The 23,057-nt window shown below is 69.8% G+C and carries 21 protein-coding genes; 5 read left to right on the top strand and 16 right to left on the bottom strand.

The window, feature by feature from the left end:
• Window positions 1-91 precede the first annotated feature (91 nt).
• Window positions 92-2,362: a polyribonucleotide nucleotidyltransferase gene (locus tag QNO14_RS04330; RefSeq protein WP_257507103.1), complete on the bottom strand. Its 2,271-nt coding sequence runs from the start codon at window positions 2,360-2,362 to the stop codon at window positions 92-94.
• 326 nt (window positions 2,363-2,688) lie between these two features.
• Here QNO14_RS04330 and QNO14_RS04325 point away from each other — a divergent pair, with 326 nt between their 5' ends.
• Window positions 2,689-2,865: a DUF5302 domain-containing protein gene (locus tag QNO14_RS04325; RefSeq protein ID WP_257494958.1), complete on the top strand. Its 177-nt coding sequence runs from the start codon at window positions 2,689-2,691 to the stop codon at window positions 2,863-2,865.
• A gap of 43 nt (window positions 2,866-2,908) precedes the next feature.
• On the opposite strand, the gene QNO14_RS04320 is transcribed toward QNO14_RS04325, so the two are convergent.
• The 3 genes from QNO14_RS04320 to QNO14_RS04310 all read right to left on the bottom strand — a co-directional run bounded on the left by QNO14_RS04320 (window position 2,909) and on the right by QNO14_RS04310 (window position 6,018).
• The gene (locus QNO14_RS04320) at window positions 2,909-4,093 is read right to left on the bottom strand and encodes a N(5)-(carboxyethyl)ornithine synthase (RefSeq protein WP_257507102.1); all 1,185 of its coding nucleotides are present in this window, start codon (window positions 4,091-4,093) and stop codon (window positions 2,909-2,911) included.
• Between the two features lie 90 nt (window positions 4,094-4,183).
• Entirely contained in the window at window positions 4,184-4,828 is a 645-nt protein-coding gene (locus QNO14_RS04315) for an FMN reductase (RefSeq protein ID WP_257494960.1), read from the bottom strand.
• Window positions 4,825-6,018, bottom strand: a complete 1,194-nt coding sequence (locus QNO14_RS04310) for an LLM class flavin-dependent oxidoreductase (protein WP_257494983.1) — start codon at window positions 6,016-6,018, stop codon at window positions 4,825-4,827. The genes QNO14_RS04315 and QNO14_RS04310 overlap by 4 nt, the downstream gene beginning before the upstream one ends.
• Before the next feature lie 168 nt (window positions 6,019-6,186).
• Between QNO14_RS04310 and QNO14_RS04305 the strand changes: the two genes are divergently transcribed.
• Window positions 6,187-7,371, top strand: coding sequence for an acyltransferase family protein (locus QNO14_RS04305; protein ID WP_257507101.1), 1,185 nt, complete (start codon window positions 6,187-6,189; stop codon window positions 7,369-7,371).
• A gap of 83 nt (window positions 7,372-7,454) precedes the next feature.
• On the opposite strand, the gene rpsO is transcribed toward QNO14_RS04305, so the two are convergent.
• On the bottom strand, window positions 7,455-7,724 hold the full coding sequence (rpsO, locus tag QNO14_RS04300) for a 30S ribosomal protein S15 (protein WP_017830938.1): 270 nt from the start codon (window positions 7,722-7,724) through the stop codon (window positions 7,455-7,457).
• Window positions 7,725-7,955: 231 nt separating this feature from the next.
• Here rpsO and QNO14_RS04295 point away from each other — a divergent pair, with 231 nt between their 5' ends.
• Window positions 7,956-8,933 (top strand): DMT family transporter, encoded by a 978-nt coding sequence (locus QNO14_RS04295; protein WP_257507100.1) that lies wholly within the window; start codon window positions 7,956-7,958, stop codon window positions 8,931-8,933.
• Window positions 8,934-8,963: 30 nt separating this feature from the next.
• On the opposite strand, the gene QNO14_RS04290 is transcribed toward QNO14_RS04295, so the two are convergent.
• The 4 genes from QNO14_RS04290 to QNO14_RS04275 all read right to left on the bottom strand — a co-directional run bounded on the left by QNO14_RS04290 (window position 8,964) and on the right by QNO14_RS04275 (window position 12,551).
• A complete protein-coding gene (locus QNO14_RS04290) occupies window positions 8,964-9,533 on the bottom strand; it encodes a YceI family protein (protein ID WP_257507099.1) in 570 nt (189 codons plus the stop codon).
• An 89-nt stretch (window positions 9,534-9,622) separates the two neighbouring features.
• On the bottom strand, window positions 9,623-10,687 hold the full coding sequence (locus QNO14_RS04285; protein WP_257507098.1) for a DUF2776 family protein: 1,065 nt from the start codon (window positions 10,685-10,687) through the stop codon (window positions 9,623-9,625).
• Between the two features lie 141 nt (window positions 10,688-10,828).
• Window positions 10,829-11,197, bottom strand: coding sequence for an FKBP-type peptidyl-prolyl cis-trans isomerase (locus QNO14_RS04280; RefSeq protein ID WP_257494966.1), 369 nt, complete (start codon window positions 11,195-11,197; stop codon window positions 10,829-10,831).
• A 184-nt stretch (window positions 11,198-11,381) separates the two neighbouring features.
• The gene (locus tag QNO14_RS04275) at window positions 11,382-12,551 is read right to left on the bottom strand and encodes a PrsW family intramembrane metalloprotease (protein WP_257494967.1); all 1,170 of its coding nucleotides are present in this window, start codon (window positions 12,549-12,551) and stop codon (window positions 11,382-11,384) included.
• Between the two features lie 65 nt (window positions 12,552-12,616).
• Here QNO14_RS04275 and QNO14_RS04270 point away from each other — a divergent pair, with 65 nt between their 5' ends.
• Complete coding sequence (locus QNO14_RS04270; protein ID WP_257494969.1) at window positions 12,617-13,483, top strand: fumarylacetoacetate hydrolase family protein; 867 nt, start codon at window positions 12,617-12,619, stop codon at window positions 13,481-13,483.
• 42 nt (window positions 13,484-13,525) lie between these two features.
• On the opposite strand, the gene QNO14_RS04265 is transcribed toward QNO14_RS04270, so the two are convergent.
• The 5 genes from QNO14_RS04265 to QNO14_RS04245 form a co-directional block, all read right to left on the bottom strand.
• Window positions 13,526-13,975 carry a DUF4190 domain-containing protein gene (locus tag QNO14_RS04265; protein WP_257494970.1) on the bottom strand — a complete coding sequence of 150 codons (450 nt, stop codon included), beginning with the start codon at window positions 13,973-13,975 and terminating at the stop codon, window positions 13,526-13,528.
• A gap of 79 nt (window positions 13,976-14,054) precedes the next feature.
• Window positions 14,055-15,518 carry an aspartate ammonia-lyase gene (locus tag QNO14_RS04260; RefSeq protein ID WP_257494971.1) on the bottom strand — a complete coding sequence of 488 codons (1,464 nt, stop codon included), beginning with the start codon at window positions 15,516-15,518 and terminating at the stop codon, window positions 14,055-14,057.
• Between the two features lie 84 nt (window positions 15,519-15,602).
• Window positions 15,603-16,517 (bottom strand): phosphodiesterase, encoded by a 915-nt coding sequence (locus QNO14_RS04255; RefSeq protein ID WP_257507097.1) that lies wholly within the window; start codon window positions 16,515-16,517, stop codon window positions 15,603-15,605.
• A 39-nt stretch (window positions 16,518-16,556) separates the two neighbouring features.
• Window positions 16,557-16,892 carry a peptidase gene (locus tag QNO14_RS04250; protein ID WP_257494973.1) on the bottom strand — a complete coding sequence of 112 codons (336 nt, stop codon included), beginning with the start codon at window positions 16,890-16,892 and terminating at the stop codon, window positions 16,557-16,559.
• Window positions 16,889-18,160, bottom strand: a complete 1,272-nt coding sequence (locus tag QNO14_RS04245; protein ID WP_257494974.1) for an inorganic phosphate transporter — start codon at window positions 18,158-18,160, stop codon at window positions 16,889-16,891. Before QNO14_RS04245 ends, QNO14_RS04250 begins: the two co-directional genes overlap by 4 nt.
• Before the next feature lie 183 nt (window positions 18,161-18,343).
• On the opposite strand from QNO14_RS04245, the gene QNO14_RS04240 reads away from it, so the two are divergent.
• Window positions 18,344-20,482 (top strand): S9 family peptidase, encoded by a 2,139-nt coding sequence (locus QNO14_RS04240; RefSeq protein WP_374114021.1) that lies wholly within the window; start codon window positions 18,344-18,346, stop codon window positions 20,480-20,482.
• A gap of 193 nt (window positions 20,483-20,675) precedes the next feature.
• Here the strand turns inward: QNO14_RS04240 and QNO14_RS04235 are convergent, their stop codons facing one another.
• A complete protein-coding gene (locus tag QNO14_RS04235; RefSeq protein WP_257506831.1) occupies window positions 20,676-21,512 on the bottom strand; it encodes an endonuclease domain-containing protein in 837 nt (278 codons plus the stop codon).
• A 494-nt stretch (window positions 21,513-22,006) separates the two neighbouring features.
• Entirely contained in the window at window positions 22,007-23,035 is a 1,029-nt protein-coding gene (locus tag QNO14_RS04230) for a 6-phosphofructokinase (RefSeq protein ID WP_257494977.1), read from the bottom strand.
• Between the last annotated feature and the right edge of the window lie 22 nt (window positions 23,036-23,057).

The following is a 23,057-nucleotide window of genomic DNA, read 5'->3' as shown; positions in this document are numbered from 1 at the left end:
GGTCACGACCCGGGCGGGTGTCCCCCGTCTGGGGGACAAACGGCGAGCGCCCGCCCCTCGCGAAAGGGACGGGCGCTCGGATCGGAGTCGATCAGGCGTCGGCGGACACCTCAGCCGTCTCGGCGGGAGCGGCCTGGTCGGCGCTCTCCTCCACGACGGGCTCGAGCGACAGCTTGCCGCGGTCGTCGATCTTGGTGATGCGCACGAGCAGCTTCTGGCCCACGCCGAGCACGTCTTCGACGTTCTCGACGCGCTTGCCACCGGCGAGCTTGCGCACCTCGCTGATGTGCAGCAGGCCGTCCTTGCCGGGCAGCAGCGAGATGAACGCGCCGAACGCGGCCAGCTTCACCACGGTGCCGAGGAACTGCTCGCCGACCTCCGGGTTGGTGGGGTTGGCGATCGCGTTGACCTGGGCCCGGGCGGCCTCGGCCGCGGGGCCGTCGGTCGCGCCGATGTAGACGGTGCCGTCCTCCTCGATGGAGATCTGCGCGCCGGTCTCATCCTGGATCGCGTTGATCGTCTTGCCCTTGGGGCCGATCAGCTCGCCGATCTTGTCGACGGGGATCTGCACGCTGATCACGCGCGGAGCCGTCGGAGCCATCTCGTCGGGGCCGTCGATCGCGGCGTTGAGCACGCTCAGGATCGTCATACGCGCGTCCTTGGCCTGCTGCAGCGCAGCCGACAGCACCGACGACGGGATGCCGTCGAGCTTCGTGTCGAGCTGGATCGCCGTGACGAACTCGCTCGTGCCGGCGACCTTGAAGTCCATGTCACCCAGGGCGTCCTCGGCACCGAGGATGTCGGTCAGCGCCGCGTAGCGGGTCTGACCGTCGGCCTCAGCCGACACGAGACCCATCGCGATGCCGGCGACGGGAGCGCGCAGCGGCACACCCGCGTTCAGCAGCGACAGGGTGGACGCACACACCGAGCCCATCGAGGTCGAGCCGTTGGAGCTCAGCGCCTCGGAGACCTGACGGATGGCGTAGGGGAACTCCTCGCGGCTGGGCAGCACCGGCACGAGGGCGCGCTCGGCAAGGAAGCCGTGCCCGATCTCGCGACGCTTGGGGCTGCCGACACGGCCGGTCTCACCGGTCGAGTACGGCGGGAAGTTGTAGTGGTGCATGTAGCGCTTGCTCGTCGTGGGCGACAGCGAGTCGATCTGCTGCTCCATCTTGAGCATGTTCAGCGTGGTGACACCCAGGATCTGGGTCTCGCCGCGCTGGAAGATCGCCGAACCGTGCACGCGCGGGATGACCTGCACCTCGGCGTCCAGCGGGCGGATGTCGGCAAGTCCCCGACCGTCCATGCGCACACCCTCGGAGAGGATGCGATCGCGCACGATCTTCTTCGTGACGGACTTGTACGCAGCCGAGAACTCCAGCGGGGCCGCTGCCGGCAGCTCGCCTGCCTCGGTCGCGGCGATCAGTTCGGCCTTGACGCGCTCCTTGAGCTCGTCGTCGGCGTTCTGACGCTCCTGCTTGTCGGCGATCTGGTAGATCGGGACGAGCGAGTCGTGTGCGCGAGCCGAGACGAAGTCGTACGTCTCCTGGCTGTAGGGCAGGAAGACCGGGAACTGCTTGATCTCCTTCGCGGCGGTGTTCGCCACGACGTTCTGCGCGCCGACGAGCTCCTTGATGAAGGGCTTCGCAGCCTCCAGGCCCTGCGCGACGATCTCCTCGCTGGGCTTGATGGCGCCGGCCTTGATCAGGTTCCAGCTGTTCTCGGTGGCCTCGGCCTCGACCATCATGATCGCGACGTCGCCGTCGGGCAGCACACGGCCGGCGACGATGAGGTCGAAGACGGCCTCTTCCATCTGCTCGACCTTGGGGAAGGCGATCCACTGGTCGGCGTGCTCACCGTGACCGGGCATGAGCGCGAGGCGCACGCCGGCGATCGGACCCGAGAAGGGCAGACCGGAGATCTGGGTGGACAGCGAGGCGGCGTTGATCGCGAGCGCGTCGTAGTACTCGCCCGGGGCGATCGAGAGCACGGTCACGACGATCTGCACCTCGTTGCGCAGGCCCTCGACGAACGAGGGGCGCAGCGGACGGTCGATGAGACGGCAGACCAGGATCGCCTCGGTGGAGGGGCGGCCCTCGCGGCGGAAGAACGAGCCGGGGATCTTGCCTGCGGCGTACGAACGCTCTTCGACGTCGACGGTCAGCGGGAAGAAGTCGAAGCCCTCACGAGGGTGCTTGCCGGCGCTGGTGGCCGACAGCAGCATCGTCTCCTCGTCGAGGTAGGCGGCGACGGCGCCCTGCGCCTGCTGCGCGAGGCGGCCGGTTTCGAAGCGGATGGTGCGGGTGCCGAAACGTCCGTTGTCCAGGACGGCTTCGGCGGCGGTGATTTCAGGACCTTCCAAGAGGTCTCTCCTTCTTTGTTTAGACTCGCACGCGCGTTTCGCGCACGAGATCGTTCGAAGGAGCAGGAACAGGCAGATATGGGCGCGCGGAACAAGTCCGCAGGTCCGCCTGCGCTGGCCACCAGTAGAAGACCACCGTCCGATTTCGGACGGGAATCCACCACAGGGGACCAGCTTTCTGCCGGGCCTGCTCCCTGAGCTCAGTATTCGATTGAGCGGATGCCACAAGGGCACCCTGACCGAGCCTAGCAGGCGCCGCCTGTCACGCGTCTGCGAGACGGTACGCCCGCTACCCGCGACGGGTGCGCCCTGCGTAGGCTGGTCCCATGAGCACCGATGACACGTCCGCAGCCTCCGAGGAGATGAAGCGCAAGTTCAAGGAGGCGCTCGACAAGAAGAACGCACACACCCGCAACGGTGAGGCGCACCTTGACGGCGACTCCGCCGTGCACGGCGCCCACGGCGCCGTGACCCGCCGCGAGTTCCGCCGCAAGAGCGGCTGACACACCGCAACCGGGGGGCCCACCGCACGCGCGGTCGGGCCCCTCACCCTTGGGCGGGCCCGTTGCCGGCGGCCGGTCTCCCGGCCGGCCGCACGTCGTACGGCGCGTCCGGCAGCCGGTTCTGGAACTCCAGGATCGCCTCGTTGTGCACTTTACCGCCGCTCACCTCGACCGCGCGGGACAGCGTCTCGTCCGCGGACCACGCCTCCGGCCCTGCCATGACGGCGGGCACGAACCCCAGCAGCGCCTCGCTGACCTCCCAGCTCGCTGAGTTCCAGAGGTACGACGGGCTGTGGTCGACCGCGTAGTAATTGACCGAGCCGCCGACGGTGAACATCGGGTCGGCGAAGCTCGTCGGTCGCGCCCACTCGAAGCCCATGCCCTCATCGCACGAGACATCCACGATCAGGCTGCCGCGGCGGAACGCGGCGAGGTCGGAGGTCTTGAGATAGACGAGCGGCCGGTTGGGATCTTGCAGCGTGCAGTTGACGACGATGTCGGTCTCGGCGAGGAAGGGCGCCAGGGGCACGCGTCCCTCATCGGTGATGACCTCGCTCACGTCGGGTCCGTCGTGGTCGAACTGGATGATCTGAGTGGCGTGGATGGGCGCTGCGACCGACGCCGTCGCCCGATTCGTGAGCACGCGCACATCCTGCACGCCGTGAGCCCGCAGGGCGGTCACGGCGCCGCGGGCCGTGGCTCCGAACCCGATGACGACCGCCGTCAGTCGCCGGCCGTAGTCCCCCGTCGAGCCGCACAGCTGCAAAGCGTGCAGCACGGAGCAGTAGCCGGCGAGCTCGTTGTTCTTGTGGAAGACGTGCAGACCGAACGAGCCGTCGGCATTCCAGTGGTTCATCGCTTCGAACGCGATGACGGTGAGGTGCTTGTCGAGGGCGAGCTGGGTCATCTCCTCGTCCTGCACGAGGTGCGGCCAGCCCCAGAGCACCTGGCCATCGCGCATCGCGCGGAGGTCGGCGTGCTGCGGCTTGGGCAGCAGGAGCACATCGGCGGCCTCGAACAGCTCCCCCCGGTTCAGGATCGCGCCGACGATCGGGCGCAGTTCATCGTCGGAGATCCCGAAGCGCTCGCCGTAGCCGGCTTCCAGCAGCATCCGCGCGCGGAGGTCCTCGGGGATCCTCTCGAGGTGGTCGGGGTGAAGCGGCACGCGTCGCTCGTCCGGCTTGAGCGAGGCGCCCACGACGCCCAACGTGAGGTGCTGCGTCGCCATGGTCGTCTTCTTCCCGTTGCGCGGTCCGGGTGGACACCGTGACCCGACGCTACCAGTGACGTGCCGGCAGCACTCGGCCGGTCGTTCGGGTCACTCCCCCGCGAGCCCGCCCAGCAGGTGACCGAACGAGCGACCCCGGCCGAGGTACGTGGCCGGGTCGAACGGGTCCCCCTCGCCGCGCGTCGTGCGGCGCGCCACCGCCTCGGCGAGTTCCCGCGCCCCTCGGTCCACGCGCGTCGCGAGCGGAGCGATGTCGTCGACCGGTGCGCCCCAGTCGCTGGACGCGGCGAACACCCCCGTCGACACGGGCTCGGCGTGCAGGTAGGTGAACAGCGGCCGGATGGCGTAGTCGAGCGCAAGCGAATGGCGCGGGGTGCCGGCGTTCGCGCCGATGAGCACGGGCATGCCGGTGAGCGCGTCGCGGTCGAGGATGTCGATGAATGACTTGAACAGCCCCGAGTAGCTGGTCGAGAAGATCGGCGTGACCGCGATGAGGCCGTCCGCCGACACCACCGTGTTCACCGCCGCCTCCAATGCCGGCGGCGCAAACCCGGTCAGCAGATTGTTCGTGATGTCGTGGGCGAGATCGCGCAGCTCCACGGTGTCGATGCGCACATCCTCGCCGCGGTCCAGGAGCTCGCGCCGGGTGGCCGCGGCGAGCTTGTCGGCGAGCATGCGCGTCGAGGACGGGTTCGACAGACCTGCCGAGATCACGGCGATGCGGCGGTCGCTCATCGGGCGCCCCCGCTCAGGCCGAAGGCGGCGCCGCTGGGCGCGTCCTGATAGGGCGAGGGTCCGCTGAGGTTGTCGCCGCGATTGGCACGCGGCCGCGCCTCGCGCGGGGCGGCGTCGCCGTAGACCGCGGCCACGCGGGCCGCGTGGGTGGGGGCATCGGGCACGTCGGCCGGCCGGCCCTGAGCGAACTCCCGACGCAGCACCGGCACCACCTCCCCACCGAGGAAGTCGAGCTGCTCGAGCACCGTCTTCAGCGGAAGCCCGGCGTGGTCCATCAGGAAGAGCTGCCGCTGGTAGTCGCCGAAGATGTCGCGCATGCCGGCGTAGCGGTCGATGACCTGCTGCGGCGAGCCGACCGTCAGCGGGGTCATCTCGCTGAAGTCCTCGAGCGACGGGCCGTGACCGTAGACCGGCGCGTTGTCGAAGTACGGCCGGAACTGCGCGACGGCATCCTGCGAGTTCTTCGCCATGAACGCCTGGCCGCCCAGGCCCACGATCGCCTGCTGCGGGGTGCCGTGCCCGTAGTGGGCATAGCGCTGCCGGTACAGGTCGATGAGGCGCTGGTAGTGCTCGGCGGGCCAGAAGATGTTGTTGGCGAAGAAGCCGTCGCCGTAGTACGCAGCCTGCTCCGCGATCTCGGGAGTGCGGATCGAGCCGTGCCAGACGAACGGCGCGACGCCGTCGAGGGGGCGCGGGGTCGACGTGAAGCCCTGCAGCGGCGTGCGGAACTTCCCCTCCCAGTCCACGACGTCCTCTCGCCACAGCTTGTGCAGCAGGGCGTAGTTCTCCACCGCCAGTGGCAGGCCCTGCCGGATGTCCTTGCCGAACCACGGGTACACCGGCCCGGTGTTGCCACGGCCGAGCATGAGGTCCATGCGCCCGCCGGAGACGTGCTGCAGCATCGCGTAGTCCTCGGCGATCTTCACCGGGTCGTTCGTGGTGATGAGGGTCGTCGCCGTCGACAGGATCAGCCGCCGCGTGCGTGCGGCGATGTACGCCAGCGTCGTGGTGGGCGAGGACGACCAGAACGGCGGGTTGTGGTGCTCCCCCAGAGCGAAGACGTCAAGGCCCACCTGCTCGGCGTGCTCGGCGATCGTCAGGGTCGCCTGGATCCGCTCCGCCTCGCTGGGGGTGCGCCCCGTGGTCGGGTCCTGGGTGATGTCGCTCACGGTGAAGATGCCGAACTGCATCTGTGTGCCGGTGCTCATGTCGTCCACGGTCGCTCTCCGCTCCCGGATGCCGGTGGGCACCCGTTCTATGCAAATGAATGTATCGCGTGCAACGCGTGCGCTACCAGGTTATTCCCGCGTGCGCACGCCCCGGTGATGCCCGCAGTACCGCAGGTAGTGTGGCCCGCGATGGACGAGGCAGCACACGACGGCGGTGGATCGGCATCGGCCCGGCCGAAGGCGGGCGCCCCGCGACCGAAGCGGCGCGTGCCCTTCTGGGACAACGCCCGCTTCGCGTGCATCGTGCTGGTGGTGTTCGGCCACGCGACGCAGCGTCTGACCTACGATTCGGACCTCGCCCAGGCGGCATACCTGCTCGTCTACGCGTTCCACATGCCCGCGTTCGCGATCATCTCGGGCTACTTCTCCAAAGCCGGCGCGCCGGGCGAGCGCCAGATGGCGCGCGTCATCACCGACATCCTGGTGCCCTACCTGATCTTCGAAGGCCTCTGGACGCTGACGAAGTGGCTCGTCGAAGGGGCCGCCAATCCCAATCCCACGCAGCCGTCGTGGACACTGTGGTTCCTGCTGGCCCTCGGCATCTTCCGCGTGGTGCTGCCTTATCTGGCTCTGCTCAAACGGCCTCTGCTGTGGACGGCGGCCATTTCGATCGGCGCCGGATACCTTCCCAACCTCGACTCGACCTTCTCGCTGGCGCGCACCCTCGGGCTGCTGTTCTTCTTCACGCTCGGCTGGTGGCTGCGCGACCGCGACGTCATCGCGCGCTTCGACCTGCTGCGCCCCCGGCCCTGGTGGCTCGTGGCCGGCGCGGTCGCCGTCTTCTCCGTCGCGGCCTGGGCGGCGTGGTCTTTCGTCGAAGAGTGGCGCACGCTCGACTTGAGGGCGTGGATGTTCTACGACACCGGCTATGCCGAGCTCGGCGCCGCCCAGTGGTGGGCGGGTGGTGTGCGCCTGCTGCTCATGGGGATCGCGCTGATCCTCACGGCGGCTTTCCTGCTGCTCGTGCCCCGCCGGGACCGGTGGTGGACCCGCTTCGGCCAGTACACGATGTACATCTACCTGCTGCACTCGTTCGTGCTCTACCCCTTCCGCGAGTCGGGGGTGCTGCAGCAGCTGGATCCCACGTGGTTCTGGCTGCCGGTGGTGGCGGTGCTGTCGGTGGCGGTCGCGCTCGGCCTCGCGACGCGGCCCGTGCGCACGGTCTTCCGCCCGTTCGTCGAGCCTCGGCCGCGCTGGCTCTTCGCCGACCCCGCGCTCGCGGCCCGCGAGGGACGCGACAGCGACCCCACCGGTTCACGCCGCACGCCCGAGGCGCCGCGATCGGGAGGGTCCGGCCCGCGCCGACGCGACTGAGCCGGTCACGAACGACGAGGGCCGCCCCACACCTGGGACGGCCCTCAAGAAGTTTTGCGCGATTGAACGCTGGCTGCGATGCCTTAGCGGCGGAGTCCGAGACGCTCGATCAGCGAGCGGTAGCGCGCGATGTCGATGTCCTGGAGGTAGCCGAGCAGACGACGGCGCTGACCGACGAGCAGGAACAGCCCACGACGCGAGTGGTGGTCGTGCTTGTGCTCCTTGAGGTGCTCGGTGAGGTCCTTGATGCGCTGCGTCAGCATCGCGACCTGCACCTCGGGGGATCCGGTGTCACCGGGGTGCGTCGCGTACTCTTCGATGATCGCCTTCTTGACGTCTGCTTCCAGTGCCATAGGTGATCCCCTCTCTGCTCGTTGCGCGGCGCCCGACGCCTGATGCGTGGGCTCTCTTTATCCGCGGCCGATCTAACGGCAACCTCGATAGTCTACCAGCCCGGCGGCACCGTCAGCGTCCCGCCTGCGCCGCCACGACCCGCCGCAGGGATCCGGACGTTCGTCGGCGGATTTCGGTCGTCGCACCCGCCGCCGGCTGCTGGTGTCCCGCCCCGGGTCTAGAGTCACCGCGTGAGCACCGCACCCGTTCCGATCATCGCCCCGGCCGCGCCCGCCGCGGCACCCGCGACGCCGCCGCGCCAACCGGGGGCGGCAGCGCTGACCGCGCAGTTCGTGCTCACCGGCATCATCTGGGGGTCGAGCTTCCTCTTCATGAAGGTCGCGCTCGAGGGGGTCTCCCCCGCGCAGGTCGTCTGGGCGCGCCTGGTGCTCGGCGCGCTGACCCTCGGCGTGTTCGTCGCGCTGCGGCGAGAGCGCCTTCCCCGTCGCCTCCGCGTATGGGGTCACATGACGGTGCTGGCGCTGTCGTTCTGCGTCGTGCCGTTTCTGCTCTTCTCGTGGGCGCAGCAGTTCGTCACCTCCGGTCTCGCGAGCATCTACAACGCGACGACGCCGATCATGACCGCTCTCATGGCCTGGGCGGTGTTCCGCGTCGAGCGGCTGAAGGCCGCGCAGATCGCCGGCATCCTCGTCGGCGTCGCCGGGGTCATGGTGATCATCGCGCCATGGCAGGGGCTCGATCTGACGCAGAGCCTGCTCGCGCAGCTCGCGATCCTCGGCGCGACGGCCTGCTACGGCTTCAGCCTCGCGTACATGCGCCGCTTCGTCGCGGACTCGGGCATGAGCGCGCTGGTCTTCTCGTTCCTCAACATCGGGATCGCAGCGATCATCATGCTCGCTCTCACACCGGTCGTCGCCCGCACCCCGGTGCACCTGGACATCTGGATCACGCTGAGCCTGGTCACCCTCGGCTGCGTGGGAACGGGCATCGCCTACATCTGGAACCAGAACGTGCTGCGCGCGTGGGGTCCCACCCGCGCGTCGACGGTGACCTACATCACGCCGGTCGTGGGCGTCGCTCTGGGCGTGGCGCTGCTGGGCGAGAAGCTCCACTGGAACGAGCCCGCCGGGGCGGTGCTGGTGTTCCTCGGCATCCTGCTGGCGCAGAACCGCCTGCGCCTCGGGCGGCGGCGGGCGGATGCCGCATGAGCTGCACGCGTGCGGCATCCGCCCCGCTCGTCACTCCTGGAAGGAACCCTGCAGGTCGAGCGTGATGGTGACGTCCTTGCCGACCAGCACACCGCCGGTCTCGAGCGCGGCGTTCCAGGTGAGGCCGAAGTCCTCGCGGTTGATGACGGTCTTGGCTGTGGCGCCGGCCTTGTAGTTGCCCCACGGGTCGGTGCCGAAGCCGCCGAACTCGACCTCGAAGGTCACCGGGCGCGTGATGCCGCGGATGGTCAGATCGCCGTCGATCAGGAAGTCGCCGTCGACCAGGCGCGCACCGTTCGAGACGAAGTCGAGCGTGGGGTGGTTCTCGGCGTCGAAGAACTCCGCCGAGCGCAGGTGCGCGTCGCGCCCCTCGTCCTTGGTGTTCACCGAGGCGACGTCGGCCGAGGCCGTCACGCGCACACCGAGCGGGTTCTCCGGGGCGACGATCGTGCCGCTCTTCACGTCGAACGTCCCGCGCACCTTCGAGATCATCATGTGGCGCACGCTGAACGAGACCTCGCTGTGCGAGGGGTCGAGCACCCAGGTGCCGGCCTTGTAGCCGGGAATTTCGGTCGTGGTCGCGTTCGTCGCTTCGGTCATGGTGTCCTCCATCTGGCCGGGCTGTCCGGCGGTCTTCCGGAGCCAACGACGGTGCCGCCATATCCATTCCCGTGAATGAAAATCAGCCGTCACGACTTCACTGAGGTGCCCGCTTCCAGAATCGACACGATGGAGAACAGCGTGAAGCACACCGCCCCCAAGCCGGTCAGCACGCGCGCGGGGATGAAGAGCCCGGGGTCGGTCGTGGCAGCCTCTGCCAAGAAGGCCGCGAAGAACAGGCACGCCAGGCAGGTGAAAATCGGGATGAGGGGCACCCGGTTCGCCAGCACGAAACGCCGCCGCCACACCGCCGCCAGCAGGAAGACCTTGGAGACGATGCTGTAGCAGATCATGCCCAACCCGATGAGGACGCAGCCCGGCGCAAGGCGCTCGGGGCGGTCCGAGGCGAACAGCACCACGAGTCCCCAGACGACGGCGACGCTGCCCATGGCCAGCACCCACATCGTCCACGCCCAGCGCTCGGGCTCATCGAACTCGTTGCGCACCTGCCTGCTGACCGTGGCGACCAGGGAGATGAGGCTGGCGCAGATGGCCGCAAGGCCGATCATGACGTGGCCGGCGATGTAGCGGGGCGCCTCGGCCGAATCGGTGAGCAGGATCGCCGCCCAGACGACCAGCACGAGTGCAGCCGTCGCCGGGATGCAGATCAGTCCCAGCATGACGGCCCTGCCGTACGCCCCGGACGGAGCGCCGTCCTCATGCCGGCGTGCCGCATTGGCCGTGATCAGGGTGAAGGCGCTCGAGGCGACCGCGACGGTCGTGACGCACGCCGCGATCAGCCCCACGCCGAACACGACGTGCCCGGCGACGAAGTCGGCGTTCGATGCCCCGCCGCGGATGACCAGCCCCCAGATAGCGGTCGCGACGGCGACCCCGTAGCCGAGCACCGGCAGGACCACCTTCCAGATCGGCGCGAAGGTGCGGGTCAGCTGGCGGATGATCATCGCGGCGGTGGTGAACAGCGCGATGCAGATAGCCGTCAATGCCATCAGCACATGGCCCGCCGTCCGGTGGGCAGGGTCGTCGCCCCCGGCGAAGACGTACCAGCCGAAGCTGAGGCAGACCGCTCCCATCAGGAGCGGAATGGCACGGAACAGGATGCTGATTCCGAAGTTCACGTGCACCTCACTCACCCGGTCGATGCCAACAGCCTCGCAGGGGGCCAACGTACCCGCGGTGCCGGATGCGCTCAAGGTCCCGGCCTGCACACGCCCGGACACGACAGGAGGGGCGGATGCCGTGGCATCCGCCCCTCCGCAGGGTCGATCCGGTGCTCAGCCGACGGCGAGCAGATCGATGATGAAGACGAGGGTCTTGCCACCGAGGAAGTGACCCCCGGCCGGTCCGTAGGCCAGGTGCGGCGGGATGATCAGCTCGCGACGACCGCCGACCTTCATGCCGGGAATGCCGTCCTGCCAGCCCTGGATGAGGCCGCGCAGCGGGAACTGGATGCTCTCGCCGCGGCTCCACGAGGAGTCGAACTCTTCGCCGGTGTCGTACTCCACACCCGCGTAGTGGACGGTGACGGTGTCGCCGGGCTTCGCCTCGGGGCCGTCGCCGACGATGAGGTCACGGATGACCAGCTCGGAGGGAGCCGGCCCCGTCGGGGCGTCGAACTCGGGCTTGCTTCGGTTGTCAGTCATCCCCCCATCCAACCCGAGGCGCTGGGCGCGGTCAACGCGCCACGCTCGCTTGACACCCTTCGCAGGCGGGGGGATCATTGGGATATATCGACTCAGCGCTCGGGAGACACGCAGGCATCGCCGCGGCACCGGGCGCTGAGCCGTTGACGGGCACGGTCGGCTCCACCGCCCTCCGCCCGCCGGACTACCGCGCGAACAGTGCCGCCCGCGCCGCGACCGCACGGGCGAGGAAGACGTGCTCGTCCTCGACCGCGTGCGCGTCCCTGCCCGACAGCGCCCGCTGCCGGGCCGCGGCGAGCGCCGTGGCATCCGAGATGAAGGCCTTCATGGTGTCGGCTCTTCCTCCCGGCAGCGTGCGCGCCCAGGCCATGGCGCGACGACGACCCGCCCCCGTGGCGAGCATGTCGACCTCGCCCGCGGTGAACCAGCCGGCTGCGGCGTAGTCCGCCAGCCGCGCACGCGTCAGCCGCGCCTCTTCGCGACGCAGCAGCAGCACCCCCGCGATGAACAGGACGAACAGCGGCATCTGCAGGGTCGTGTACAGGGCGAAGAAATCCGCGAACAGGGCGGAGCCGTTCCACAGGGCGTGGAGCAGGATCGCACCGACGAGGCCGACTGCCCAGGGACCCAGCGCCGCACCCACCGACGCCCCGTTCCGGGCGGCGCGGCCGAGGGCGTATCCCGTCACCGCGGTGAACATCACGTGCGCGAACGGCGACAGGATGCCGCGGACGAAGAACGTCACCGTGGTCTCGGCGAAGCCTCCCTCGATGAGGCTGGAGGCGAAGTAGAGGATGTTCTCGGTGAAGGCGAACCCCGCGCCGACGAGCGCTCCGTAGACGATTCCGTCCACCGGTCCGTCGAACGCGCGGCGTCCGACGGCGAAGATGAGCAGCAGACCCAGCCCCTTGGCCACTTCTTCCACCACGGGGGCCTGCACGACCGACGAGAAGGCCTCGCGCCCCAGCGACCCGTCATTGCCGATCGCCAGGGTGATCACCAGGTCCACGGCGAGGGAGATGACGACGGACGCGATCGCCCCCCACGCGATGGCGAGCACGACCAGGGAGCGGGGCTCGGGCTCCCAGCGGTCGACCATGCGTACCGCGAGAAGCACACCGACGAAGGGGACGACCGCGAGCACCATACCGATCACGGACGCTGCGGTTCCGAGGAAGGTCAGGAAGTAGGCCGCCAGTCCGATCAGCAGCAGCACCAGGATGCCGACGATCCAGATCGGGGCGCTTCGCCCCTTGCGCGGCGGCACGGGCAGCGCGGGAGGCGACGACGGCGCGGGCGCGATGGTCGCGGCATGCCCGGGATGCGGCTGGGAAAGCGCAGAGGTGTACGGCACGACCGACAGCCTAGGGGCGCGCCGGGTCGCCGATCGCCCGCTGCCGAGACCGCTAGCCTGAAGGGATGCGCTTCGCCCACGTGATCACCGCCGCGGGCGCGCCGCCCCGGCTGGCCGTCGTCCGGGGCGACGAGGCCCTCATCACCGAGGACCTGTTCCCCGGTGCGCCCCGCCTGCTACAGAACCTCATCGACGGCGGCGACGACCTGCTCGCGCGCGTGCGCGACGCCGCCGATTCCGCCACGTCGTGGCATCCGCTGGCCGGCTCCTCCTTCGCCTCCGCGGTGCTGGCGCCGCCCGTGATCCTGGCGATCGGCCTGAACTACGCCGCCCACTCCAGCGAGCTCGGACTCAAGGCCGACACCGCCCCGACGGTCTTCGTGCTGTGGCCGAACTCCCTCACCTCGCATCGGGCGACGACGTCGTGGCCGCGCTCCCTCAGCGAGTCGGTCGACTACGAGGCGGAGCTCGGCGTCATCATCGGCCGTCCCGCGAAGGACGTCTCACCCGAGACGGCGCTCGATCACGTGTGGGGCTACACGGTGGTCAACGACATCACCGCGCGCGACATCCAGTTCTCCGAGGCGCAGTGGTCGCGTTGCAAGTCGTTCGACGGCTTCACCCCCACCGGCCCGTTCGTGGTGACCGCCGACGAGATCCCCGACCCGCAGGACCTGCACATCTGGGCGAACGTCGACGGCCGCATCGTGCAGGATGCCACGACGGGGCAGATGATCCGCTCGGTCGCCACCCTCGTGTCGCACCTGTCGTCGTCGGCGACCCTCCTGCCGGGCACCCTCATCTCCACCGGGAGTCCCGGGGGCGCCGGCTACTCCCGGGACCCGCAGATCTTCCTGCGCGACCGCTCCACCGTCACCGTGGGCATCGACGGCATCGGCGAGCTCACGACGCACTGCCGCATCAACGACTGACCCCCGCACGCCGCAGCGCACGGGGGCCGATCGACACGGGTGTCAGTCGCAGGTGATGGTCGAGCCGTCGACCAGCTGCCAGACGCCGGGGCCGAGGTCGTCGCACGCAGCGTCAGCCGCGCCGAGCACCGATGTGAAGACCACGATGGCGATGACGATGCTCAGCACCATCAGCACGCTGCTGATGATGATGGCCGCGAGCGCCCACGTGTTCTTGACGCCGGCTTTCTTGCTCTGCACGTACGCGACGATGCCGAGGATGAGGCCGAACAGCTGTGCGAAGAACGACAGCACGAAGGCGACGATGCCCAGCGTCTTTCCGGGCACGGGCTCACCGGGGCCAGCGGGGGCACCGCTCGGGTCGTACGCCGGTGCCGCACCGTAGGCGGGCGCAGCACCGTACGCGGGGGATGCGGACGGCGCCGCCGGCGGCTGGTACGGGGGCTGCCCGGCCGAAGGCGTGGGCGGCTGAGGGGGGTTCTGATCGGACATGTCTGCTCCTTGATGCGCCGGCGTGTCCCGGATGAGAAAACGCTAGCGTTCACCGATAAATTGCGACAAATCTCCCCATTCAGGCGTCGATTATGCTATCGGCGGCCTGCTGAACCGGGATGGCCGCCGTGATCGCCTCGAGCCCCGACAGCCGCGCGGGCGAGAGCTGCTTGTCCACCTCGTCGCGGCTCATGAGGCCCGCCTCGACCACGAGATCCCCCACGTTGTGGCCCGTCAGCAGTGCGGTCTTGGCCAGAGCGGCGGATGCCGCGTAGCCGATGAAGGGCGTGAGCGCGGTGACGACCCCCACCGACGACCCCACCATCGCTCCGAGGCGTTCGCGGTTCGCCGTGATGCCGTCGACGCAGTTGACCCGCAGCGTGCGCATGGCGCGGCGCATCCAGGTTATCGACTGGAAGAGCGAGTGCGCGATGATCGGCTCGAATGCGTTCAGCTGCAGCTGCCCGCCCTCGACGGCCATCGTGACGGTGAGGTCGGCGCCCGCGACCGAGAACGCGACCTGGTTCACGACCTCGGGGATGACCGGGTTGACCTTGCCGGGCATGATGCTCGATCCTGCCTGCCGCGCGGGCAGGTTGATCTCGCCGAACCCGGCCTGCGGGCCGCTGGAGAGCAGCCGCAGGTCGTTGCTGATCTTCGACAGCTTGATGGCGTTGCGCTTGAGCGACGAGGAGAACGACATGAACGAGCCGGTGTCGCTCGTGGACTCGACGAGGTCGACGGCCGTCTCGAGGTCGAGTCCCGAGATCTCGCGCAGGTGCCGCAGCACGGCGCGGGAATAGTCGGGGTGCGTCGTGATGCCGGTGCCGATCGCGGTGGCGCCCATGTTGATCTCGTACAGCAGCGAGGCGTTCTCGGTCAGTCGCGCGTGGTCCTCGCCCAGGGTCGTGGCGAAGCCGTTGAACTCCTGCCCGAGCGTCATCGGCACGGCGTCCTGCAGCTGCGTGCGACCGACCTTCAGCACGTCGTGGAACTCGACCGCCTTGGCCAGGAACGCCTGACGGAGAAGGTCGAGCTCCTCGAGCAGCGTGCGCAGGTCCAGTCCCAGACCCACCTTGATGGCCGTCGGGTAGACGTCGTTCGTCGACTGGCTGCGGTTGGTGTGGTCGATCGGCGAGAGGAACGCGTAGTCGCCCTTCGGCCGCCCTGCCATCTCGAGCGCGATGTTGGTGATGACCTCGTTCGCGTTCATGTTCGTCGACGTTCCGGCGCCGCCCTGCACCACGCCCACGACGAACTGGTCGTGGAACTCGCCGTCGATGACGCGCTGCGCCGCCGCGTCGATGAGGCGGGCGCGCTCGGGGTCGAGCGCCCCGATCTCGGCGTTCGCGCGGGCGGATGCCTGCTTGACCATCGCCAGCGCGCAGACGAGGTCGCGGTAGACCGAGATCGGCCGCTGCGAGATCGGGAAGTTCTCCAGCGCCCGGGCCGTATGCACCCCCCAGTACGCGTCGGCGGGGATCTCCACCGAGCCCAGGGAGTCGGTCTCGGTGCGGGTGGCGGGGGTGTCGTCCAGTGGCATGATGCGTCCTCGTGGGTGCTCACAGCGGTGTGATGGGATGCCACGAGCCTACCTGTGGGCGCCGGCCGCCCCCGCCGGTCGCCCTCAGCGGGCGGGCTTGCGCGAGAACGCCTGCAGCCGCTCCTCGGGTGTCAGCCGCGCCATCTCGGCGACCCATTCCGGCGAGAAGAAGTCGCCGGTGGGCGCCTCGGCGACCGGGACGACGGCGTGGGTCACCGTGTCGTCGTAGACGTGCACGAGGTGGAAGGACTGCCCGGCATCCATGCCGTTCACCTGCGCCGGCGGCCGCTGCAGGTTCATCGTGTAGCAGGTGGCCGAGGCGACGCTGACGGGAACTCCGGCGAACGTGCCGTGCGTCGAGTAGTGCAGGTGTCCGGCGAGGATGCCGCGCACGTCGCTGCCGCGGACGACGTCGGCCAGAGCGTCCTGGTGGCGCAGCTCGAGGATGTCGAACAGCGGGATGTGGCTGGGGAGGGGCGGGTGGTGCATCGCCAGCAGGGTGCCCAGCGGCGCCGGCTCGCGCAGCACGTCGCGGAGCCACTCCAGCTGCGCCGCGTCGAGGTCGCCGTGGTGCCACCCCGGCACGCTGGTGTCGAGGGCGACGAGGCGCAGTCCGCCCAGGTCCCAGACGCCGGTCACCGGCTCCTCGCTCGCCTCGAGCCCCAAGAGGTCGCGGCGCAGCTCGGGCCGTTCGTCGTGGTTTCCGGCCACCCAGATCACGGGTGTCTGCAGCCGCTCGGCGACCGGCTCGACCGCGGCCCGCAGGGCGCGATACGCCTCGGGCTCCCCCAGATCGGTGAGATCGCCGGTGAAGACCAGCGCGTCGGGCCGCACACCCAGCCGCTCGACTGCGGCGAGCGTCGCCTCGAGGTTACGGCCCACGTCGAAGCGCCCGCCGAGCCTGGCGTCACCGCCCAGCAGGTGGGTGTCGCTCAGGTGCACGAGGGTTCGACGGGCCGGCGGGTGGATGCCGAACTGCACGGGTTTCGGGGGCTGCATGGCGCCGAGTCTAGGCGAGGGCTCCGACGCCCGATCCGGTCAGTGGTTGAAGACGATGAGCAGCAGGCCGAACAGCACCGCGCCCGCGCACACCGCGAACGAGGCGTACGCCCCGACGAGCGCAAGACGCTTCTGGCCATCGGTCAGCGGGCTGCGAGTCGCGGCCTTCGCTGCGGCCTTCGCCGCCCGGCGCGCCTGCTTCTCGGAGATGACGGTGATGGCGTCGGTGAACTCCGCCGGGGCGACGACGGGAGCCCGCCCGGCGCGCACCAGCAGCCGCAGCCCGAGGGCGTAGAAGCCGACGACCACCACCGCGGCGAGCAGGGCCGCTGCGAAGACCTGCAGGAAGGCGACCCAATCGATCGAGAAGCTCACTGGTCGCCCTTCCGTTCGTCGGCGCGGGCGCCTGTCGCGGCATCCTTCGTCGCCGTCGTGTCGTTCCCTGCCTGCTCGCGCAGGAGCGCGCGGTGGCGGCGGGTGGGCGGCGGGTTGCGCTTGACCTTCACGGCGCGTCCGGACTCGGCCACCTCGCTCATCGCGTTGGCGGCGTTGACCTCGTTGCGGCGGGAGCGCAGGAAGATCGCCAGGATGATGATGACGGCGGCGATGGCTCCCACCAGCACCCCCACGACCTGCCCGAGCCACACCACGATGAGTGCGAAGAGCGCGCCGACGGCGCCGGCGGCCGGGAGCGTCAGCAGCCAGCCGATCATGATGCGACCGACGGTGCGCCAGCGCACCTTCGAGCCGCGCCGGCCGAGACCCGAGCCGATGACCGAGCCGGAGGCGACCTGCGTCGTCGACAGCGCGAAGCCGAGGGCGCTCGAGGCGAGGATGGTCGACGCGGTCGACGCCTCGGCCGAGAAGCCCTGCGCCGGCTTGACGTCGGTGAGGCCCTTGCCGAGGGTGCGGATGATGCGCCAGCCGCCCATGTAGGTGCCGAGCGCGATCGTCACGGCGCACGCGAAGATGACCCACAGCTGCGGCTGATCCGAGGACTGCCACCCGACGGTGATGAGCGCGAGCGTGATCACGCCCATCGTCTTCTGCGCGTCGTTGGTGCCGTGGGCGAGGGCCACGAGCGACGACGTGAAGATCTGGCCCCAGCGGAAGCCGTCCCGCCCGTCGGGCTTGGAGTCGTACCGGCGGGTCATGGCGTAGGCGAGCTTGGTCACCGTGAATGCGATGAGACCGGCCGTCAGCGGCGCGATCAGGGCCGGCAGCACCACCTTGGACATGACGACGCCCACGTTGATGGCCTCGGCGCTGGCGCCGACGAGGGTGGCGCCGATGAGACCGCCGAACAGGGCGTGCGACGAGCTGGAGGGAAGCCCCAGCAGCCAGGTGAGCATGTTCCACGTGATGGCGCCGATGAGTCCGGCGAAGATGATCGACGGGAAGATCGTGACCGAGATCTGGTCTTCTCGGATCATGCCGCCCGAGATGGTCCGCGCGACCTCGGTCGACAGGAACGCCCCCACCAGGTTCAGCACCGCTGCCAGCAGCACCGCGGTCTTGGGCTTGAGTGCCCCGGTGGCGATGGGGGTGGCCATCGCGTTCGCCGTGTCGTGAAAACCGTTCGTGAAGTCGAAGAAGAGGGCCAGTGCGATGACCAGCACGACGATGAGGGCTGCGGTTTCCACCGTTCGCTTTCCGTCGGGAGATGGGGGGAAGGGTGTCGACGGTGTCGACGTGCGAACGAACAGTTCAGCGAGGATTCGTGCTCCGTTTACCGGGCCGACAGAAATCCTCGCACATCCGCGCGGGTGATGCGTGCCGTTCGCCCGCGCACGGGCGCGGGCGCGGCCGGCGACGGCTAGCGTGGTGTGGTGACCGTCACCACCCAGACGCCCCCGGCATCGCCCGCTCCCCCCGTCGCCGACCGTCGCCCTGTCGACAGGACGCACCACGGCGACACGTTCTCGGACCCCTATGAGTGGCTCCGGGCCAAGGACGACCCCGAGGTGATCGCGCACCTCGAAGCCGAGAACGCGTACACCGATGCGCGCACCGCCCACCTCGCAGGCCTGCGGGAGCGGATCTTCCAGGAGATCAAGGGACGCACCCTCGAGACCGATCTCTCGGTCCCCACGCGCCGCGGCTCATGGTGGTACTACGGCCGCACCGTGGAGGGCAGCCAGTACGGCATCCAGTGCCGCGCCCCGCTGGCCTCCCCCGAGGACTGGACGCCGCCGGTGCTGTCTGCCGATGTGCCCGTACCCGGTGAGCAGGTTCTGCTCGACGCCAACGTCGAGGCGGAGGGTCACGACTTCTTCTCGCTCGGCAGCTTCGAGGTCAGCAACGACGGGCGCACGCTGCTCTACGGCGTCGACACCGAGGGTGACGAGCGCTACACCGTCCGCGTGCGGGACCTCGAGACGGGCACCGCCCTGCAAGACGAGATCCCCGGCACCTTCGCCGGTGCGACCTTCTCCCCCGACGGCCGGTTCATCGTCTACACGACCGTCGACGACGCCTGGCGCCCCGACACCGTCTGGCTGCACGAGCTGGGCACCCCCGTCGCCGACGACACCCGGCTCTTCCACGAGCCGGACGAGCGGTACTGGGTGGGCGCCGGCTTCACCCACAGTGACCGCTACCTCATGATCGAGCTGGGCTCGTCGGTCACGTCCGAGGAATGGCTGCTGGATGCCGATGACCTCCGAGGCACGCCGCGCGTGGTCTGGCCGCGGCGGGAGGGCGTGGAGTACTCCTCAGAGCACGCGGTCGTCGACGGCGAGGATGTGCTCTACATCCTGCACAACGACGGAGCGCTCGATTTCGAGCTGGTGCGCGTCGCGGCATCCGATCCCGCCGGTGACCGCGAGACCGTGATCGCCCATGAGTCCGGCCGACGGCTGCTGGGCCTGTCGACCTTCCGGGACTGGGCCGTGACGGCGTACCGCCGCGAAGGGCTGGAGCGTCTCGGCATGCTCGACTACGCCACCGGCGCCGTGACGGAGATCGCCTTCGACGAACCGCTGTACAGCGCGGGGCTGTCGGGCAACCCGGAGTGGGCGCCGCCCATGCTGCGTCTCGGCTACGGGTCGTACGTCACCCCCGGCACCGTCTACGACTACGTCGTCGCGACCGGCGAGCTGCTGCTGCGCAAGCGTCAGCCGGTGCTCGGCGGCTACGACGCGTCGGACTACGCGCAGGAGCGCGTGTGGGCGACGGCCGCCGACGGCACCCGGGTGCCGGTCTCGCTCGTATGGAAGCGCTCGTTCGGCGCGCCCGCCACCGACGGTCCCCGCCCCCTGCACCTCTACGGCTACGGCTCGTACGAGCACTCCATCGACCCCGGGTTCTCGGTCGCGCGCCTGTCGCTTCTCGACCGCGGCGTCGTGTTCGCCGTCGCCCATGTGCGCGGCGGCGGCGAGATGGGCCGCCAGTGGTACGAAGAAGGCAAGCTGCTGCACAAGCGCAACACCTTCACCGACTTCGTCGACGCCGCCCGTCACCTCGTCGACGCCGGCTACACGTCGCCCGACCGGATGGTCGCCGAGGGCGGATCGGCCGGCGGGCTGCTGATGGGCGCGGTGGCCAACCTGGCGCCGGAGCTGTTCGCCGGCATCCTCGCCGGTGTGCCGTTCGTCGATGCCCTGACGACGATCCTCGACCCCTCCCTGCCGCTCACGGTGATCGAGTGGGACGAGTGGGGCGACCCGCTGCACGACCCCGACGTGTACGCGTACATGAAGTCGTACTCCCCCTACGAGAACGTGCGCGAAGGGGTCGCCTACCCCCGCATCCTCGCCGTCACCTCGCTCAACGACACCCGGGTGCTGTACGTCGAGCCCGCCAAGTGGGTGGCGCGCCTGCGCGAAGTCGGCGCCGACGCGATGCTGAAGTGCGAGATGGTCGCCGGCCACGGCGGCGTCTCGGGCCGATACAACTCCTGGAAGGAACGCGCCTTCGAACTCGCCTGGCTGCTGGACGTCCTCGGCTCCGCCGACGCCGAGTGAGTATTCGCGGCGCCGAGTGAGTATTCGCGGCGCCGAGTGAGTATTCGCGGCGCCGAGTGAGTATTCGCGGGGCGGGGCGGGGCGGGGCGGGGCGGGGCGGGGCTGGGTCCCGCCTACAGGTGATCTCACCGGAACAGGATGCTTCCGTGGCATCCGCCCTGTGTCGGTGAGATCACCTGCGCCGGGGAGGCCCTCAGCGGTGCAGTCCCTGCGCGATGGCCGTCGAGATGACGGTGGTCACCCGTTCCGGTTCGAAAAGCACCTGGTGGTAGTCGAAGCGCAGGATGGTGTACCCCAGCAGGATGAGCCGGGCGTCGGCGGCCAGGTCGCGGCGGCGGTCCCTTCCCTGATGATGGGCGAAGCCGTCGATCTGCACGACCAGCCGCTCCCCGATCAGCGCATCGACGGGGTGGCCGTCGATCCACGCCTGCTGGCGCACGCTCACCCCGTTCGAGCGGGCCAGCAGCACGAACCGGGTCTCGACCCCCGAGTCGGACAGGTCGGATGCCACGGCCGCCAGCGCCCGCGCAGCCTCCCCCCGCCACTGGATGCGCGCAAGCACCGCGGGAGGCACCACCTTCCGCCGGATGGCCGATTCCCAGACGCAGAGCGCATCGGCCATCGGCGCACAGCGCGCGACCTGGAAGAGGATGTTCGGCACCGGGTCAACGAGGGTCTGCGGACCGACCGGCGCCGGCCCGCGGGCCCAATGCAGGCGCACTCCGTCGGCATCGTGCCGTGACGAGGTCGGCGGAACCACGAGGTGGGCGTGCTGGTGCGGCGGTGTCCACAGGCCGATGTGCGCCGCCGCGCTCACGCAGCTGAGTCGCCCGCCGGCGTACGCCGCACGGCGCAGGTCCGGTGGGCAGTCGCGCGCGACCAGCCAGGAGCGCCGCACCCGTTGTACCCCGCCGCGCTCGACCGCGAGGCGGATGCCGTGGGTCGTGAAGCCCGCGGCCTTCACGGCGCTGGAATGGGCGGCCCCGCCGCGGGCGACGAGCCACGAGACGAGTTCCGATGTCGGATGCATGCCGTCATCCTGCGGGGCACGGCCACGGGCCCGCAGGCGCCGACCCGTGCGCCGTGGACGGACTCGCGAGTCGGCCGCCTGTGCAGGAGGCGCGGCGGCGCGAGCGCGGCATCCACCCTGGCCCCGGAACAGGAAGTCTCACCGCAACAGGACGGAGAGCGCCCGAAACAGCCTGTCTCGGCGAGATCACCTGCGCCCGGGATATGGATGCCGGTCCGGGGGCGCAGCCACGGCGGCGCGCCGGGCCGGCGGCGCGAGCGAGGGGTGCGGGGCGGGGCGCGGCGGCGCGGGGCGCGGCGGCGCGAGCGCGGCATCCCTCCCCGGGGCAGGAAGACTCACCGAGACAGGACGAAGCAGCCCGGAACGACCTGTTCCCGGGAGACCTCCTGCAACGGGAAGGTCGCCCGGGAACATACGGTCGCCCGGCTACGAAAACCGCGAACGCCGCGAACGCCGCGAAGGCCGCGAACGCCCCGTGACGCGCGACGCGCGACTCAGCCGAAGAGCGCGGCGGCCTCTTCGTAGCGGTACAGCGGCACGGTGTTGAGCTCGCCGAGCGCCTCCTCGAAGGAGACGCGCACGATGTCGGTGCCCTTCATCGACACCATCTGCCCCCACGCGCCGTCCATGATCGCGTCTGCGGCGTGCAGCCCGAGGCGGGTCGCCAGCACACGGTCGAACGCCGACGGCGAACCGCCGCGCTGGATGTGGCCGAGAACCGTCGCGCGGGTCTCGATGCCGGTGATGCGCTCGATCTCGGGCGCGATGAGCTCGCCGATGCCACCCAGACGCGGGCGGTTGAAGGCATCGAGGCCCTTGTCGCTGTAGGCCTCGTCCATGCCGGTCAGCTTGAAGCCCTCCGACACGACGACCAGGGGCGCGCGGCCGCGGTCGTGGGCCTTGGACACCTGCTCGCAGATGTCGTCGATCGACATCGGCACCTCGGGGATGCAGATGACGTGCGCGCCGGCGGCCATGCCGGCGTGCAGCGCGATCCAGCCGACGTGGCGGCCCATGACCTCGGCCACCATGCAGCGCTGGTGCGAGTCGCCGGTCGTGCGCAGGCGGTCCATCGCGTCGGTCGCGATGTTGACCGCGGTGTCGAAGCCGAACGAGTAGTCCGTGGCCCGCAGGTCGTTGTCGATCGTCTTCGGGACGCCCAGGACGTTGATGCCGTCGTTGGCGAGGCGGTTGGCCGCCGCCAGCGTGCCCTCGCCGCCGATGGCGATGATGCCGTCGATGCGGTGGCCGTACAGCGTCTTCGCGATGTTCTCGGCGCCGCCGCGGGGACCCTCGTAGGGGTTCGTGCGGCTGGTGCCGAGGATCGTGCCGCCGACCTTCGACAGGCCCTTCACCTCGTGGCGGGTGAGGGGGAAGAAGTCTGCGTCGACGACGCCCCGCCAGCCGTCGCGGATGCCGACGAACTCCAGGTTGTAGGTGGTGGTGCCCTTGAGCACCACGCCGCGGATGACCGCGTTGAGTCCGGGGCAGTCTCCGCCGCTCGTGAGGATGCCGATCTTCATGGAACGTCCTTGCTGTCAGCTG

Source organism: Microbacterium sp. zg-Y625, from assembly GCF_030246925.1.
Lineage (GTDB): Bacteria > Actinomycetota > Actinomycetes > Actinomycetales > Microbacteriaceae > Microbacterium > Microbacterium jiangjiandongii.
This window is presented reverse-complemented; position numbering and strand designations above follow the sequence as displayed.